Origin of the sequence: Pseudomonas synxantha BG33R, assembly GCF_000263715.2 — a bacterium.
Taxonomy (GTDB): domain Bacteria; phylum Pseudomonadota; class Gammaproteobacteria; order Pseudomonadales; family Pseudomonadaceae; genus Aquipseudomonas; species Aquipseudomonas synxantha_A.
Map to the genome: position 1 here is coordinate 920,378 of NZ_CM001514.1, position 15,132 is coordinate 935,509.

Annotated in this window: 15 protein-coding genes; 12 read left to right on the forward strand and 3 right to left on the reverse strand. The window is 60.0% G+C overall.

Annotation, left to right across the window (positions count from 1 at the left end; genetic code table 11):
* The first annotated feature begins 8 nt into the window (after nt 1–8).
* From ileS to ispH, 4 genes are all read left to right on the forward strand, one after another.
* Nucleotides 9–2,840, forward strand: coding sequence for an isoleucine--tRNA ligase (gene ileS / locus PSEBG33_RS22930; protein ID WP_005784649.1), 2,832 nt, complete (start codon nt 9–11; stop codon nt 2,838–2,840).
* On the forward strand, nt 2,833–3,345 hold the full coding sequence (gene lspA / locus PSEBG33_RS22925) for a signal peptidase II (RefSeq protein WP_005784650.1): 513 nt from the start codon (nt 2,833–2,835) through the stop codon (nt 3,343–3,345). The genes ileS and lspA overlap by 8 nt, the downstream gene beginning before the upstream one ends.
* Nucleotides 3,346–3,352: 7 nt before the next feature.
* Nucleotides 3,353–3,790: an FKBP-type peptidyl-prolyl cis-trans isomerase gene (locus PSEBG33_RS22920; protein ID WP_198287284.1), complete on the forward strand. Its 438-nt coding sequence runs from the start codon at nt 3,353–3,355 to the stop codon at nt 3,788–3,790.
* Between the two features lie 177 nt (nt 3,791–3,967).
* Nucleotides 3,968–4,915, forward strand: coding sequence for a 4-hydroxy-3-methylbut-2-enyl diphosphate reductase (gene ispH / locus PSEBG33_RS22915; RefSeq protein WP_005784653.1), 948 nt, complete (start codon nt 3,968–3,970; stop codon nt 4,913–4,915).
* Here ispH and PSEBG33_RS22910 read toward each other — a convergent pair.
* On the reverse strand, nt 4,869–5,450 hold the full coding sequence (locus PSEBG33_RS22910) for a GspH/FimT family pseudopilin (RefSeq protein ID WP_005784654.1): 582 nt from the start codon (nt 5,448–5,450) through the stop codon (nt 4,869–4,871). The two genes, ispH and PSEBG33_RS22910, sit on opposite strands and share 47 nt — an antisense overlap.
* Nucleotides 5,451–5,656: 206 nt before the next feature.
* Between PSEBG33_RS22910 and pilV the strand changes: the two genes are divergently transcribed.
* The 5 genes from pilV to thiO all read left to right on the forward strand — a co-directional run bounded on the left by pilV (nt 5,657) and on the right by thiO (nt 8,967).
* On the forward strand, nt 5,657–6,142 hold the full coding sequence (gene pilV, locus PSEBG33_RS22905) for a type IV pilus modification protein PilV (protein ID WP_005784655.1): 486 nt from the start codon (nt 5,657–5,659) through the stop codon (nt 6,140–6,142).
* Nucleotides 6,139–6,846 carry a prepilin-type N-terminal cleavage/methylation domain-containing protein gene (locus PSEBG33_RS22900; RefSeq protein WP_005784656.1) on the forward strand — a complete coding sequence of 236 codons (708 nt, stop codon included), beginning with the start codon at nt 6,139–6,141 and terminating at the stop codon, nt 6,844–6,846. Before pilV ends, PSEBG33_RS22900 begins: the two co-directional genes overlap by 4 nt.
* 5 nt (nt 6,847–6,851) lie before the next feature.
* Complete coding sequence (locus PSEBG33_RS26845) at nt 6,852–7,382, forward strand: pilus assembly PilX family protein (protein WP_032803250.1); 531 nt, start codon at nt 6,852–6,854, stop codon at nt 7,380–7,382.
* An 11-nt stretch (nt 7,383–7,393) separates the two neighbouring features.
* Nucleotides 7,394–7,795 carry a type IV pilin protein gene (locus PSEBG33_RS22895; RefSeq protein WP_005784657.1) on the forward strand — a complete coding sequence of 134 codons (402 nt, stop codon included), beginning with the start codon at nt 7,394–7,396 and terminating at the stop codon, nt 7,793–7,795.
* 62 nt (nt 7,796–7,857) lie between these two features.
* Nucleotides 7,858–8,967, forward strand: a complete 1,110-nt coding sequence (gene thiO, locus PSEBG33_RS22890) for a glycine oxidase ThiO (RefSeq protein ID WP_005784658.1) — start codon at nt 7,858–7,860, stop codon at nt 8,965–8,967.
* Here the strand turns inward: thiO and PSEBG33_RS22885 are convergent.
* Complete coding sequence (locus tag PSEBG33_RS22885) at nt 8,954–9,187, reverse strand: PP0621 family protein (RefSeq protein ID WP_005784659.1); 234 nt, start codon at nt 9,185–9,187, stop codon at nt 8,954–8,956. The two genes, thiO and PSEBG33_RS22885, sit on opposite strands and share 14 nt — an antisense overlap.
* A 127-nt stretch (nt 9,188–9,314) precedes the next feature.
* A complete protein-coding gene (locus tag PSEBG33_RS22880) occupies nt 9,315–10,340 on the reverse strand; it encodes an outer membrane protein assembly factor BamD (RefSeq protein ID WP_005784660.1) in 1,026 nt (341 codons plus the stop codon).
* 149 nt (nt 10,341–10,489) lie between these two features.
* On the opposite strand from PSEBG33_RS22880, the gene rluD reads away from it, so the two are divergent.
* From rluD to clpB, 3 genes are all read left to right on the forward strand, one after another.
* A complete protein-coding gene (rluD, locus tag PSEBG33_RS22875) occupies nt 10,490–11,452 on the forward strand; it encodes a 23S rRNA pseudouridine(1911/1915/1917) synthase RluD (protein ID WP_005784662.1) in 963 nt (320 codons plus the stop codon).
* Entirely contained in the window at nt 11,449–12,174 is a 726-nt protein-coding gene (pgeF, locus tag PSEBG33_RS22870; RefSeq protein ID WP_005784664.1) for a peptidoglycan editing factor PgeF, read from the forward strand. The genes rluD and pgeF overlap by 4 nt, the downstream gene beginning before the upstream one ends.
* Before the next feature lie 135 nt (nt 12,175–12,309).
* The gene (clpB, locus tag PSEBG33_RS22865; protein WP_005784667.1) at nt 12,310–14,874 is read left to right on the forward strand and encodes an ATP-dependent chaperone ClpB; all 2,565 of its coding nucleotides are present in this window, start codon (nt 12,310–12,312) and stop codon (nt 14,872–14,874) included.
* The last annotated feature ends 258 nt before the right edge of the window (nt 14,875–15,132 follow it).

Genomic DNA, 15,132 nt, shown 5'->3' on the forward strand with positions numbered 1-15,132 from the left:
AGCCTTAAATGACCGACTATAAAGCCACGCTAAACCTTCCGGACACCGCCTTCCCAATGAAGGCCGGCCTGCCACAGCGCGAACCGCAGATCCTGCAGCGCTGGGACAGTATTGGCCTGTACGGAAAGTTGCGCGAAATTGGCAAGGATCGTCCGAAATTCGTCCTGCACGACGGCCCTCCTTATGCCAACGGCACGATTCATATCGGTCATGCGCTGAACAAGATTCTCAAGGACATGATCCTGCGCTCCAAAACCCTGTCGGGCTTTGACGCGCCGTACGTTCCGGGCTGGGACTGCCATGGCCTGCCGATCGAGCACAAAGTCGAAGTGACCTACGGCAAGAACCTGGGCGCGGACAAGACCCGCGAACTCTGCCGTGCCTACGCCACCGAGCAGATCGAAGGGCAGAAGTCCGAATTCATTCGCCTGGGCGTGCTGGGCGAGTGGGACAACCCCTACAAGACCATGAACTTCAAGAACGAGGCCGGTGAAATCCGTGCCTTGGCTGAAATCGTCAAGGGCGGCTTCGTGTTCAAGGGTCTCAAGCCCGTGAACTGGTGCTTTGACTGCGGTTCGGCCCTGGCCGAAGCGGAAGTCGAATACGAAGACAAAAAGTCGTCGACCATCGACGTGGCCTTCCCGATTGCCGATGACACCAAGCTGGCCGAGGCGTTCGGCCTGGCAAGCCTGGCCAAGCCGGCTGCCATCGTGATCTGGACCACTACCCCGTGGACCATCCCGGCCAACCAGGCGCTGAACGTGCACCCGGAATTCACCTACGCCCTGGTGGATGTCGGTGATCGCCTGTTGGTGCTGGCCGAAGAAATGGTCGAGTCGTGCCTTGCCCGCTACGAGTTGCAAGGCTCGGTGATCGCCACCGCCACCGGCTCCGCGCTGGAACTGATCAACTTCCGTCACCCGTTCTATGACCGTCTGTCGCCGGTGTACCTGGCTGACTACGTCGAGCTGGGTTCGGGTACCGGCATTGTCCACTGCTCGCCTGCCTATGGCGTGGACGACTTCGTGATCTGCAAGAAGTACGGCATGGTCAACGACGACATCATCAACCCGGTGCAGAGCAACGGCGTATACGTGCCTTCGCTCGAGTTCTTCGGTGGTCAGTTCATCTTCAAGGCTGACCAGCCGATCATCGAAAAGCTGCGTGAAGTCGGTGCGTTGATGCAAACCGCCGCCATCCAGCACAGCTACATGCATTGCTGGCGTCACAAGACCCCGCTGATCTACCGCGCTACGGCGCAGTGGTTTATCGGCATGGACAAAGAGCCGACCAGCGGCGACACCTTGCGTGTACGCTCGCTCAAGGCCATCGAAGACACCCGGTTCGTCCCGGCCTGGGGCCAGGCGCGCCTGCACTCGATGATCGCCAATCGTCCGGACTGGTGCATCTCCCGCCAGCGCAACTGGGGCGTGCCGATCCCGTTCTTCCTGAACAAGGAAAGCGGTGAGCTGCACCCGCGCACCGTCGAGCTGATGGAAGTCGTGGCCCAGCGTGTCGAGCAGGAAGGCATCGAAGCCTGGTTCAAGCTGGACGCTGCCGAGCTGCTGGGCGACGAAGCGCCGCTGTACGACAAGATCAGCGACACCCTCGACGTGTGGTTCGATTCGGGCACCACTCACTGGCATGTGCTGCGTGGTTCACACCCGATGGGCCACGAGACCGGCCCGCGTGCCGACCTGTACCTGGAAGGTTCGGACCAACACCGTGGCTGGTTCCACTCGTCGTTGCTCACTGGTTGCGCCATCGACAACCATGCGCCGTACCGCGAACTGCTGACCCACGGCTTCACCGTCGACGAGACGGGCCGCAAGATGTCCAAATCGCTGAAGAACGTGATCGAGCCGAAAAAGATCAACGACACCTTGGGTGCCGACATCATGCGCCTGTGGGTGGCTTCCACCGATTACTCGGGTGAAATCGCCGTGTCGGACCAGATCCTGGCCCGCAGCGCCGACGCCTACCGTCGTATCCGCAATACCGCACGCTTCATGCTGTCGAACCTGACCGGCTTCAACCCGGCTACCGACCTGCTGCCGGCCGAAGACATGCTCGCCCTCGACCGTTGGGCTGTGGACCGTACCCTGTTGCTGCAGCGCGAGTTGCAGGAGCACTACGGCGAATACCGCTTCTGGAACGTCTACTCCAAGATCCACAACTTCTGCGTGCAGGAGCTGGGCAGTTTCTACCTCGACATCATCAAGGACCGCCAGTACACCACTGGCGCCAACAGCAAGGCGCGCCGTTCGGCGCAGACCGCGCTGTACCACATCAGCGAAGCGCTGGTGCGCTGGATCGCACCGATCCTGGCATTCACCGCTGACGAACTGTGGGAGTACCTACCGGGCGAGCGTAACGAGTCCGTCATGCTCAACACCTGGTACGAAGGCCTGACCGAACTGCCGGCCGACTTCGAACTGGGCCGCGAGTACTGGGAAGGCGTGATGGCCGTCAAGGTTGCGGTGAACAAGGAACTGGAAGTCCAGCGTGCCGCCAAGGCCGTGGGTGGCAACCTGCAAGCCGAAGTCACCCTGTTTGCCGAGGACGGCCTGACCGCCGACCTGGCCAAGCTGAGCAACGAGCTGCGCTTCGTGCTGATCACCTCTACCGCGAGCCTGGCGCCGTTTACCCAGGCTCCGGCAGATGCGGTGGCTACCGAGGTGCCTGGCCTTAAGCTCAAAGTGGTCAAGTCGGCCTTCCCCAAGTGCGCTCGTTGCTGGCACTGCCGTGAAGACGTCGGCGTGAACCCTGAGCACCCGGAAATCTGCGGTCGTTGTGTCGACAACATCAGCGGTGAAGGCGAGGTTCGCCACTATGCCTAATGCAGCCAGTCGTTTCGGACGTCTGGGCTGGCTCGTACTGAGCCTGCTGGTCCTGGTCATTGACCAGGTCAGCAAGGCTCACTTCGAGGGCTCCCTGGAAATGTTCCAGCAAATTGTGGTGATCCCGGATTACTTCAGCTGGACCCTGGCCTACAACACCGGCGCCGCCTTCAGCTTCCTGGCTGACAGTGGCGGCTGGCAGCGCTGGCTGTTCGCCCTGATCGCCGTGGTGGTCAGTGCGGTACTCGTGGTCTGGCTCAAACGCCTGGGCCGTGATGACACCTGGCTGGCGATCGCCTTGGCCCTGGTGCTGGGTGGTGCGCTGGGCAACCTGTACGACCGCATTGCCCTCGGCCATGTGATCGACTTTATCCTGGTGCATTGGCAGAACCGCCACTACTTCCCGGCGTTCAACTTTGCCGACAGCGCCATCACCGTCGGCGCAATCATGCTGGCGCTGGATATGTTCAAGAGCAAGAAAACCGGAGAAACCGTCAATGACTGATCAGGTATTGGCTGAGCAACGCATCGGCCAGAACACGGAAGTCACTTTGCATTTCGCACTGCGCCTGGAGAATGGCGACACGGTCGACAGTACCTTCGACAAAGCGCCGGCGACCTTCAAGGTTGGCGACGGCAACCTGCTGCCGGGTTTTGAAGCGGCGCTGTTCGGCTTCAAGGCCGGTGACAAGCGCACCCTGCAGATCCTGCCGGAAAACGCCTTCGGCCAGCCCAACCCGCAAAACGTGCAGATCATCCCGCGTTCGCAGTTCGAAGGCATGGACCTGTCGGAAGGCTTGCTGGTGATCTTCAATGATGCGGCGAACACTGAATTGCCTGGCGTGGTGAAAGCATTTGATGACGCGCAAGTGACCATCGACTTCAATCACCCGTTGGCCGGCAAGACGTTGACCTTTGACGTCGAGATTATCGACGTCAAAGCGCTGTAACCGACCGTACGCGGTCTAAAATGTGGGAGGGGGCTTTCTCCCGATAGCGGTGTATCAGCTAAATGTGCAGACTGATATACCTGTATCGGGAGCAAGCCCCCTCCCACCTTTGATCTCCATTGTCGGTTGAGTCAGTGTCAAATCGACTCAATGTGGCTGCAATACACGAGGCACAGCATGCAAATCAAACTCGCCAACCCCCGTGGCTTCTGCGCCGGCGTGGACCGGGCGATCGAAATCGTCAATCGCGCCCTGGAAGTCTTCGGGCCGCCGATTTATGTGCGCCATGAAGTCGTCCATAACAAATTTGTGGTCGAAGACTTGCGCGCGCGCGGGGCGATCTTTGTCGAAGAACTCGATCAGGTGCCCGACGACGTGATCGTCATCTTCAGTGCCCACGGTGTTTCCCAGGCTGTACGGACCGAAGCGGCAGGCCGTGGCCTCAAGGTGTTCGATGCCACCTGCCCACTGGTTACCAAGGTGCATATCGAAGTGGCGCGCTACAGCCGCGACGGTCGTGAGTGCATCCTGATCGGCCACGCCGGTCACCCGGAAGTCGAAGGCACCATGGGCCAATATGACGCCAGCAACGGCGGTGCTATCTACCTGGTTGAGGACGAGAAAGACGTCGCCAACTTGCAGGTGCACAATCCGGAACGCCTGGCCTTCGTGACCCAGACCACCTTGTCCATGGACGACACCAGCCGCGTAATCGATGCCCTGCGCACGCGGTTCCCGGCCATTGGCGGCCCTCGCAAGGACGACATCTGCTACGCCACGCAAAACCGCCAGGATGCGGTCAAGCAACTGGCAAATGAGTGTGACGTAGTGCTGGTGGTCGGCAGCCCTAACAGCTCCAACTCCAACCGCCTGCGTGAACTGGCCGAGCGCATGGCTACGCCGGCGTACCTGATCGACGGTGCCGAAGACATGCAGCGCAGTTGGTTCGATGGTGTCGAGCGTATCGGCATCACGGCAGGCGCCTCCGCACCGGAAGTGCTGGTACGCGGCGTGATCCAGCAGTTGCAGGCCTGGGGCGCTACTGGCGCCGATGAGCTGGCAGGTCGTGAAGAGAACATCACGTTTTCGATGCCGAAGGAACTGCGGGTCCGCTCGCTGCTCTGACGCCAACAATGCCGGCATCGGCTCGGCATAATGCCTGCTCGGTCTTGTCACTGCGCAGACTGATGCGACCGCTGGGGGCCAGCACGATCTGATACAGGCTCTGTGCCTGGCTCGTGTCGCACACATGCACGGTGCCGGCACGGAAGCCTCCGCCGGCGAAAACCGGTTCTCCCAAGCCGCTGAAACGCACCTGGTCCGTGACCGGGCCATTACCTGCCACTGGCACGCGACCATCGCCCTGGCGCTCCAGCAGCACCGGGTTGTCGTCGTCCTGATGGCCGCGTCCACTGGCATCCAGTATCACGCGCCACCCCAGGCTCCAGTCCCTGTCGTTTGCATGAATGACCACCGCCTGATTGCGTGTGATGGCCTCCATGCGCGCGTAACGCAGCCCGGCGGCAAGTGATTGGGCCACGTTTTGTCGTTGCTGCGATTCAAGCAAACCTTTGAAACCGGGTACGGCCAATTGCGCGAGACAGCTGGTGACGATCAGCCCCAGCAGCATTTCAATCAGGGTGAACCCTCGTTGTGACATGTGCGTTCCCTCCGTGGACGCGAGTGAATCTTCGAGCTGCAGACCTAGGTATAGCGCCTGGCCCCGAATGCTGGGTGATGGCCTTTATGTCCAAAGTATTTCCCTTTGTTCCGGCAGCAGCGCTGCTCGAAATCCGCCGCTAGTCTTGGATCGCACAGCAGGGTTTGCCTGCTTTTTTCCGGCCTTCGACATGGATGACGACGGTAATGCCTGCCCGCCCGAATCGATTTTTTCTGCGTTCCGCGCATCGGCACCAATCCGGCATGACGCTGATCGAGGTGCTGATAGCGCTGTTGATCCTGGCTGTCGGCCTGATGGGCGCTGCAATGCTTCAGCTCAACGCGCTCAAGTACACCGACAGCGCCAGGATGATCAGCCAAGCCAGCTTTATCGCCTACGACATGCTCGACCGAATTCGCGCCAATGCTGGTGCGGATTACACGTGGGGGAGGGACGAGTCGGGGCCGCCCAACACTTCGGCCGCCAGTGTGCGCGACCTGGACCTGCACGATTTCGAGGCCAATATCATTGGTTTTGCTGGCAAGGATGCCAAGGGTTCCGTGGCGGTAAGCGGGCATGAGGTCACCATCAGCATCAGTTGGGAGGATCGCCGCTCAGCAGGCACCCCAGGAGCACGGGAAACCTTCACGCTGACCAGCCGAGTCACCAGTGAGCAGGGAGCCTTGCAATGAATCGCCATGCCCGAGGTTTCAGCCTGGTGGAGTTGTTGCTCGCACTCGCCGTCGGGCTGGTGCTGGTGTTGGGGGTGAGTCAGGTGCTCATAAGTTCACGATTGACTCACGACAGCCAGCAGGCCGCCATGGTGCTGCAGGATGATGCGCGGCTTGCCCTGGGCAAGATCACACAGGACATTCGTCAGGCAGGCATGTTGGGATGTTTGGCAGCCACCGTTATCGACAACGCCCCGGCCGCCTTCGACCGACCGATAAGCTGGGACGCGTCGGGAAGTTCAAGGTCGCTGACGCTGGTCACCGCGCACGTCGGTGACGGCGCTGGCAAGCCCGACTGGACGGTGTTGTCCGACTGCAAGGAGACGGCCCATGCGTATGAGGGGGCAGCGCCTGCCGCCGCACCTGGCCTGATCCGCTTTGGCGTACGCCAGCTTACGTACACCTATGAATCGGGCCAGTTGAAGGTCAGTACTCCGGCAGCACCGGCAAAGGCGGTACTGATTGATAACGTGCGGGCATTCGACATCAGTTTTGGCTTGGCGGCTGAACCTGCATCAACGGTTGTGGTGCGTTACGACAGCCATCCGGCTGACAGTTCTTTGGTACGTAGTGTGCGTATCTCCTTGACTCTGCAAGACCCAGCTGGGCGGGTTAAGGACCAGACCTACAGTGTCGTCGCGGCGCTGCGAAATCGGTTGGGTTAGGGGTGATGTCGATGCTAGGCGGTATTCGGGTACGGCAGAACGGGATGGTGCTGCTGATCAGTCTGGTATTCCTGCTGTTGTTATCGCAGGTGGGGCTGTCGTCGATACAGGGGGCGGTCGCCCAGCAAAAAGTCGCGAGTAGCCTGTGGCAGCGTAATCAATCCTTTCAGTCTGCTGAAAGCGGTTTGCGGCGGGGGGAGTCGGTTGTGCAGAGGGGCGGCCCTGCGATGCCTGTGTGCCACTCGGTTATTACGTGTGCGCCGCCCAATGAAGCATTTTCCTTGACTGGCGCCGGGGCAAACCCTGTCTCAGCGGTCACCTGGTTGGCCTTGAGGGGCGGATTTTATGGCGTTCAATCCCTGGGGGAAGGAGCAGGGCTGGCTCATTTGCCGCCCGGTACACGGGCAGCGCTCTTTCGCATCACTGCCGTGGGCCTTGCAGGCCAATCGCGCACGGTGTTGGAGTCGGTTTATGCCCGGGTGGAGGAGGGCGGCAACGTCAGGTTTCGACGGATTTCATGGCGGCAACTTCAATAAGGAGCAATGGGATGGGCATGGATAGCCAGGGCTTTACCCTGATGGAGTTATTGATCGCCGTGGCGATCGTTGCGTTGTTGGCTGGCATTGCGTATCCCGGGTACATCGGCCAGGTAAAAAAGGTGTATCGCGCGCAAATCGTCGCGTTGTTGAGCGAGCAAGCCCAGCATCTGGAGCGCGCATATACCAGAGATGGCACTTTTATTGATGCGGGCGGCGTCATTGCGGGCAACGATCACTATAGAATCAGTGCGATTTTAAACCCCCAGGATTTCGACTTGCTCGCTACGCCTGCTGTGGACTCAGTCATGGCGGACGACGCGTGTGCAGCTTTCAGCTTGAGCAGCACCGGTATGCGAAGCAACCCGGGAGCGGCGCCTGAAATGTCGCGCAAAGTCTGCTGGGGGCAGTGATGAGAGTGCTTGAAGAGTGGGCGCCGGGCGCGCCTTTCCCTGTTTATCGGCGGGATCAGATGATGGCAAAGCAACAGCAAGTGGTGATTGTCGGCGGCGGAGTAATCGGGCTGTTGACGGCGTACAACCTTGCCAGAGAAGGGCGGGCAGTCATGCTGCTGGAGCGTGCGGGGCTTGGGCAGGAGTCTTCCTGGGCAGGTGGCGGAATTGTCTCGCCGTTGTATCCATGGCGTTATAGCCCGGCCGTGACTGCATTGGCCCATTGGTCCCAGGATTTCTATCCGCAGCTGGCACAGCGTTTGTTTGCTGCGACCGGTGTCGATCCCGAGGTCCATACCACGGGTTTGTACTGGCTTGACCTGGATGATGAAGCTGATGCACTGGCCTGGGCTGCGCGTGAAGGGCGGCCATTGAGCAAGGTGGACGTGTCCCAGGCTCATGATGCCGTGCCGGCGCTGGGAGGCGGTTACTCCCGGGCGATCTACATGGCCGATGTGGCCAATGTGCGCAACCCGCGCCTGGTAAAATCCTTGAAAGCGGCGCTGCTGGCGTTGCCGGATGTGACGATTCACGAGCACTGCGAAGTGTCGGGTTTTGTGCAGAACAACAATCGCGTGGTGGGGGTGAACACTGCGACGGGACCGGTTTTTGCCGATCAGGTGGTGCTCGCCGCCGGGGCCTGGAGCGGGCAGTTGCTGAGCACACTGGGCATGACCCTTCCCGTGGAGCCGGTCAAAGGCCAAATGATCCTGTACAAGTGCGCGTCCGACTTTTTATCCAGCATGGTCTTGGCCAAGGGGCGCTATGCAATCCCCCGCCGCGATGGGCACATTCTGATTGGAAGCACATTGGAACATGAGGGGTTCGACAAGACGCCGACCGAAACTGCGTTGGCGAGCCTCAAGGCGTCTGCGGTGGAACTGATCCCCGCCTTGGCGGACGCCGAGGTGGTCGGGCATTGGGCGGGGTTGCGGCCCGGTTCGCCGGAAGGTATCCCCTATATCGGAGAGGTTCCCGGCTTTCAGGGCTTGTGGCTCAATTGCGGGCATTACCGCAATGGCCTGGTACTCGCACCGGCCTCCTGCCAGTTGTTCGCCGACTTGCTGTTGGGGCGGGCTCCGATCATTGATCCGGCGCCTTATGCCCCGGCAGGTCGCCTCAACGCTGGATAGACTTCGGCCCTTGTTCCAGATGCGCCTGGGTGCAGTACCACTCCTGGCGCGAACTCAGTGCGCGATCCTGCGGCAGGTGCACGCCGCAGTGGGCGCATCGCACCATCAGCGCTGCGTTCGGCTCGGCAGGTCGTTGCTGGCGGGCTGCAGGGTTTTTGAATTTGCGCCAGAACCATACCGCGGCAGCAATGACGGCAATCCAGAACAGTAGACGAAGCATGATGGGCAGTTTCTCGACAAGGAATGCGCCAGTTTAGCCAAGCTGGCCACAGGCGCACAGCGCAATAAATACTCGCTCATAAAAAAGGGAGCTCGTTCAGAGCTCCCTTTTGCGTTGCGTCGAACAATCAGTCGAACACACCGAAGGTCATGTAGCTGAACCACGAACGGTCTTCGTTGTTGCCAAGGGCCTGCGGCTCCTCTTCTTCGATAACGTCGCCGTTCTCGTCGTGAGGCTTGAGGTCCGAAGGGATGGCATCCTTGGCGTCCTGGTACTGCTTGATCACGTCCTGGTTGGCGCGGGTTTCACCCGGCGGCAGTGGCGGACGAGACTCGATCAGGCCCAAGGTGTACTTGCTCAGCCACGAACGGTTGTCGGCTTCGGCAACCTGAGGCACGAACTGGCCGTCTTTCAGGCTTGGGTGATCTGGGTAGTTGAGCTTCAGGGTTTCCAGGCTGGTGGTCGCCAGCGTGTCCAGGTGCAGACGCTGGTAAGCCTCGGTCATCACCGCCAGGCCGTCGCCCACGGATGGGGTTTCCTGGAAGTTCTCCACAACATAGCGGCCACGGTTGGCGGCAGCTACGTAGGCCTGACGGGTCAGGTAGTAGTGAGCCACGTGGATTTCGTAGGAGGCCAGCAGGTTGCGCAGGTAGATCATGCGCTGCTTGGCGTCCGGCGCGTAGCGGCTGTTGGGGTAGCGGCTGGTCAGCTGGGCGAACTCGTTGTAGGAGTCGCGTGCAGCGCCCGGGTCACGCTTGGTCATGTCCAGCGGCAGGAAGCGCGCCAGCAGGCCAACGTCCTGGTCGAACGAGGTCAGGCCCTTCATGTAGTAGGCGTAGTCCACGTTCGGGTGCTGTGGGTGCAGGCGGATAAAACGCTCGGCAGCGGACTTGGCAGCTTCCGGCTCGGCGTTCTTGTAGTTGGCGTAGATCAGCTCCAACTGGGCCTGGTCGGCATAGCGGCCGAATGGGTAGCGCGACTCCAATGCCTTCAGCTTCGCTGTGGCGCTGGTGTAGCTATTATTGTCCAGGTCTGTCTGAGCTTGCTGGTACAGCTCGACTTCGCTCAGGTTTTCGTCGACGACGTCCTTTGTTGACGAGCAAGCAGCAGTCATGGCGAGGATGGCGATCAGCAGCAGGTGTTTCACTTGCATGGCGGCTTGCGTCCCTATGACGGCCGCTGTCTTGGGCGGGGCCGTCCTGTTATGATGAGCGCCCCGTTGAAAGCCTCGGGGCAAAAGACGCCGTATTTAACCACAAGCGCGCAGCCGAAACCAAAGGCTGTGCCACGCCTAGTCTGAGCATGTCCGATAAAATTGAACTTCGCGCAGAGGTGCCGTCCGAATTGGGCGGCCAACGCCTCGATCAAGTCGCCGCACAATTATTCGCTGAGCACTCGCGCTCGCGCCTTTCCGCCTGGATCAAAGACGGCCGCCTGACTGTGGATGGAGCGGTTATCCGCCCGCGAGACATAGTCCATGGCGGTGCGATTCTTGAGCTGACTGCCGAGCAGGAAGCCCAGGGAGAATGGGTCGCCCAGGACATCGAGCTGGATATCGTCTATGAAGACGACGACATCCTGGTCATCAACAAACCCGCTGGCCTGGTGGTTCACCCGGCTGCCGGGCACGCTGATGGCACTTTGCTCAATGCCCTGTTGCACCACGTCCCGGACATCATCAATGTCCCGCGCTGCGGCATCGTGCACCGTCTGGACAAGGACACCACCGGTTTGATGGTGGTGGCCAAGACCATTCAGGCGCAGACGCAGCTTGTTACTCAGTTGCAGAGTCGCAGCGTCAGCCGGATCTACGAGTGCATCGTGATCGGTGTGGTGGTGGCCGGGGGCAAGATCAACGCACCGATTGGTCGCCACGGCCAGCAGCGCCAGCGTATGGCGGTGATGGAAGGCGGCAAGCAAGCCGTTAGCCACTACCGTGTGCTGGAGCGTTTCCGCTCCCACACCCATGTGCGGGTCAAGCTGGAAACCGGGCGCACCCACCAGATTCGCGTGCACATGGCGCATATCAACTTCCCGTTGGTCGGCGATCCTGCCTACGGTGGGCGCTTCCGTATTCCGCCGGCGGCAAGCCAGACAATGGTCGAATCGCTGAAGTCCTTCCCGCGCCAGGCACTGCACGCACGCTTCCTGGAACTGGATCATCCGACGAGCGGTAAGCGCATGAGCTGGGAATCGCCACTTCCAGACGACCTGGTCTGGTTGTTGTCGCTGCTCAAGCAGGATCGTGAGGCGTTTATCGGATGAGTGACTGGCTGATTCCTGACTGGCCCGCGCCGTCTCAGGTCAAAGCCTGCGTCACCACTCGTGCGGGCGGCGTCAGTCTGGCGCCGTTCGACAGCCTTAACCTGGGCGATCACGTCGAGGACAGCCTTGAGGCAGTCCTTGAAAATCGCCGGCGTCTGAGCGGCGCCTTCGATATCCGGCCTGCCTGGTTGCGCCAGGTCCACGGTACTCACGTGGTTGAGGCCGATCCAGGCCGTACTGTCGAGGCAGATGGCAGTTGGACCAGCACCCCCGGCATCGCTTGCACATCCATGACCGCCGATTGCCTGCCTGCGCTGTTCTGTAATCGGGCGGGTACCCGGGTTGCCGCAGCCCATGCCGGTTGGCGTGGCTTGGCGGCTGGCGTACTGGAGGCTGCATTCGAAAGCCTGGATACTGCTCCTGAAGACGTCCTGGTCTGGCTCGGCCCAGCCATTGGCCCGCAAGCCTTTGAGGTCGGCCCGGAAGTACGTGAAGCCTTCATGCAGCAACTGCCGGCCACCGCTGAAGCCTTTGTTCCCAGCCACAATCCCGGCAAGTTCATGGCCGACATCTACCAGCTGGCGCGCCTGCGTCTGGCAGCAAACGGTGTCACCGCTGTATATGGTGGTGGTTTTTGCACCGTGACCGATCCACGCTTCTTTTCTTATCGCCGCAGCCCGCGTACGGGCCGATTCGCCTCCCTTATCTGGCTTGAACGCTAGACTGTCCTGACCTGTATCAACCGTCCGCCGCTTGAAACCCCCAGAATCCACCCCATCTATAAGGGTATCTGGCAGGTTTCTTCATTCAGGATGTGTTTGTTCATAGCTCCGGCCTGCTCAAAAGGAAGGTGACTAATGCGTATTGATCGTTTAACCAGCAAATTGCAGTTGGCCTTATCGGACTCCCAATCCCTGGCGGTCGGCCTCGACCATCCGGCGATTGAGCCGGCACACTTGATGCAGGCGCTCCTGGAGCAACAAGGTGGCTCTATCAAACCCTTGTTGATGCAGGTGGGCTTTGACATCAACAGCCTGCGCAAGGAGTTGAGCAAAGAGCTCGACCAACTGCCGAAAATTCAAAACCCTACCGGCGACGTGAATATGTCCCAGGACCTGGCGCGCCTGCTCAATCAGGCGGACCGACTGGCCCAGCAGAAGGGTGACCAGTTCATCTCCAGCGAACTGGTGCTGCTCGCCGCTATGGACGACAACAGTAAGCTTGGCAAATTGTTGCTGGGCCAGGGCGTGAGCAAGAAAGCCCTGGAAAACGCTATCAACAACCTGCGTGGCGGCGAGGCCGTGAACGACCCCAACCATGAGGAGTCGCGACAGGCCCTGGACAAATACACCGTCGACCTGACCAAGCGTGCCGAAGAAGGCAAGCTCGACCCGGTGATTGGTCGTGACGATGAGATTCGTCGCACCATCCAGGTCTTGCAGCGTCGCACCAAGAACAACCCGGTGCTGATCGGTGAGCCTGGCGTGGGTAAAACCGCGATTGCCGAGGGCCTGGCCCAGCGCATCATTAATGGTGAAGTGCCGGACGGCTTGAAAGGCAAGCGCCTGTTGTCCCTGGACATGGGGGCCCTGATCGCCGGTGCCAAGTTCCGTGGCGAGTTCGAAGAACGACTGAAATCCCTGCTTAATGAATTGTCGAAGCAGGAAGGCCAGATCATTCTGTTTATCGACGAACTGCACACCATGGTTGGCGCCGGTAAAGGCGAAGGCTCGATGGATGCTGGCAACATGCTCAAGCCGGCCTTGGCGCGGGGCGAGTTGCATTGCGTCGGTGCGACCACGCTCAACGAATACCGTCAGTACATTGAAAAGGATGCGGCCCTTGAGCGGCGTTTCCAGAAAGTGCTGGTGGAAGAACCAAGCGAAGAAGACACCATCGCGATCCTGCGGGGCCTGAAAGAGCGCTATGAGGTCCACCATAAGGTGGCGATCACTGATGGCGCGATCATTGCGGCGGCCAAGCTGAGCCATCGCTACATCACCGATCGTCAGTTGCCGGACAAGGCCATCGACCTGATCGACGAAGCGGCCAGCCGCATTCGCATGGAGATTGACTCCAAGCCGGAAGTGCTCGACCGCCTGGATCGGCGCCTGATTCAACTGAAAGTAGAATCCCAGGCGTTGAAGAAAGAAGAGGACGAGGCAGCGAAGAAACGCCTGGAAAAACTTCAGGAAGAAATCGTCCGTCTGGAGCGTGAGTATTCGGACCTCGAAGAAATCTGGACCTCGGAAAAAGCCGAAGTACAGGGTTCGGCGCAGATCCAGCAGAAAATCGAGCAGTCCCGTCAGGAACTGGAAGCCGCGCGTCGTAAAGGCGATCTGAGCCGCATGGCTGAGTTGCAATATGGTGTGATTCCGGACCTGGAACGCAGCCTGCAGATGGTCGACCAGCACGGCAAGCCTGAGAACCAGTTGCTGCGCAGCAAGGTGACCGAGGAGGAAATCGCCGAAGTGGTCTCCAAGTGGACCGGCATTCCTGTCTCGAAAATGCTCGAAGGCGAGCGCGACAAACTGCTGAAAATGGAAAGTTTGTTGCACCAGCGCGTCATCGGTCAGGAAGAGGCTGTGGTGGCGGTATCCAATGCGGTACGGCGCTCCCGTGCCGGCTTGTCCGACCCGAACCGTCCAAGCGGCTCGTTCATGTTCCTCGGCCCGACCGGCGTAGGTAAGACTGAGCTGTGCAAGGCCCTGGCCGAGTTCCTCTTTGATACTGAAGAGGCCATGGTGCGCATTGATATGTCCGAGTTCATGGAGAAACACTCGGTGGCTCGCCTGATCGGCGCACCACCAGGCTATGTGGGCTACGAGGAGGGCGGTTACCTGACCGAAGCCGTGCGACGCAAGCCTTACTCGGTGATCCTGCTGGATGAGGTCGAGAAGGCGCATCCGGATGTGTTCAACATTTTGCTGCAGGTGCTGGAAGATGGTCGCTTGACGGACAGCCACGGGCGTACGGTGGACTTTCGCAATACGGTGATCGTGATGACCTCCAACCTGGGCTCTGCACAGATCCAGGAACTGGTGGGGGATCGCGAGGCCCAGCGCGCAGCGGTGATGGACGCCTTGACCACCCACTTCCGCCCGGAATTCATCAACCGGGTGGATGAAGTGGTGATCTTCGAGCCTCTGGCACGGGATCAGATTGCGGGTATCACCGAAATCCAGTTGGGCCGCCTGCGCAGTCGCCTGGCTGAGCGTGAGCTCGACCTTGAGCTGAGCGGCGAGGCGTTGGACAAGCTGATCGCAGTGGGCTACGACCCGGTGTATGGCGCACGGCCGTTGAAGCGTGCGATCCAGCGCTGGATCGAGAACCCGCTGGCACAGTTGATCCTGTCGGGCAGCTTTATGCCGGGCACTCGCGTCACGGCAACGGTGAAAGACGACGAAATCGTCTTCCACTGAGACCTGCAACCGGTGTAATAACAAGAGGCCTCGCATTGCGAGGCCTTTTTTTTCGATAGGGCGTTGAACTGTAAGGCAAAGGCTTGTAAAGTGCGCCCCGCAGCAACGTCAGCCCACGGGTTTCTTCTCCCCAAGAAGAAATCAGAAAGAAGCGCAAATCATTGTCTTAAAAGCAATTTAAAGGGTTGACAGGGGTTTTTAAGATTGTAGAATAGCGCGCCTCAGAGATGCTAACGTAGCGATACGGACAGGGTCGAA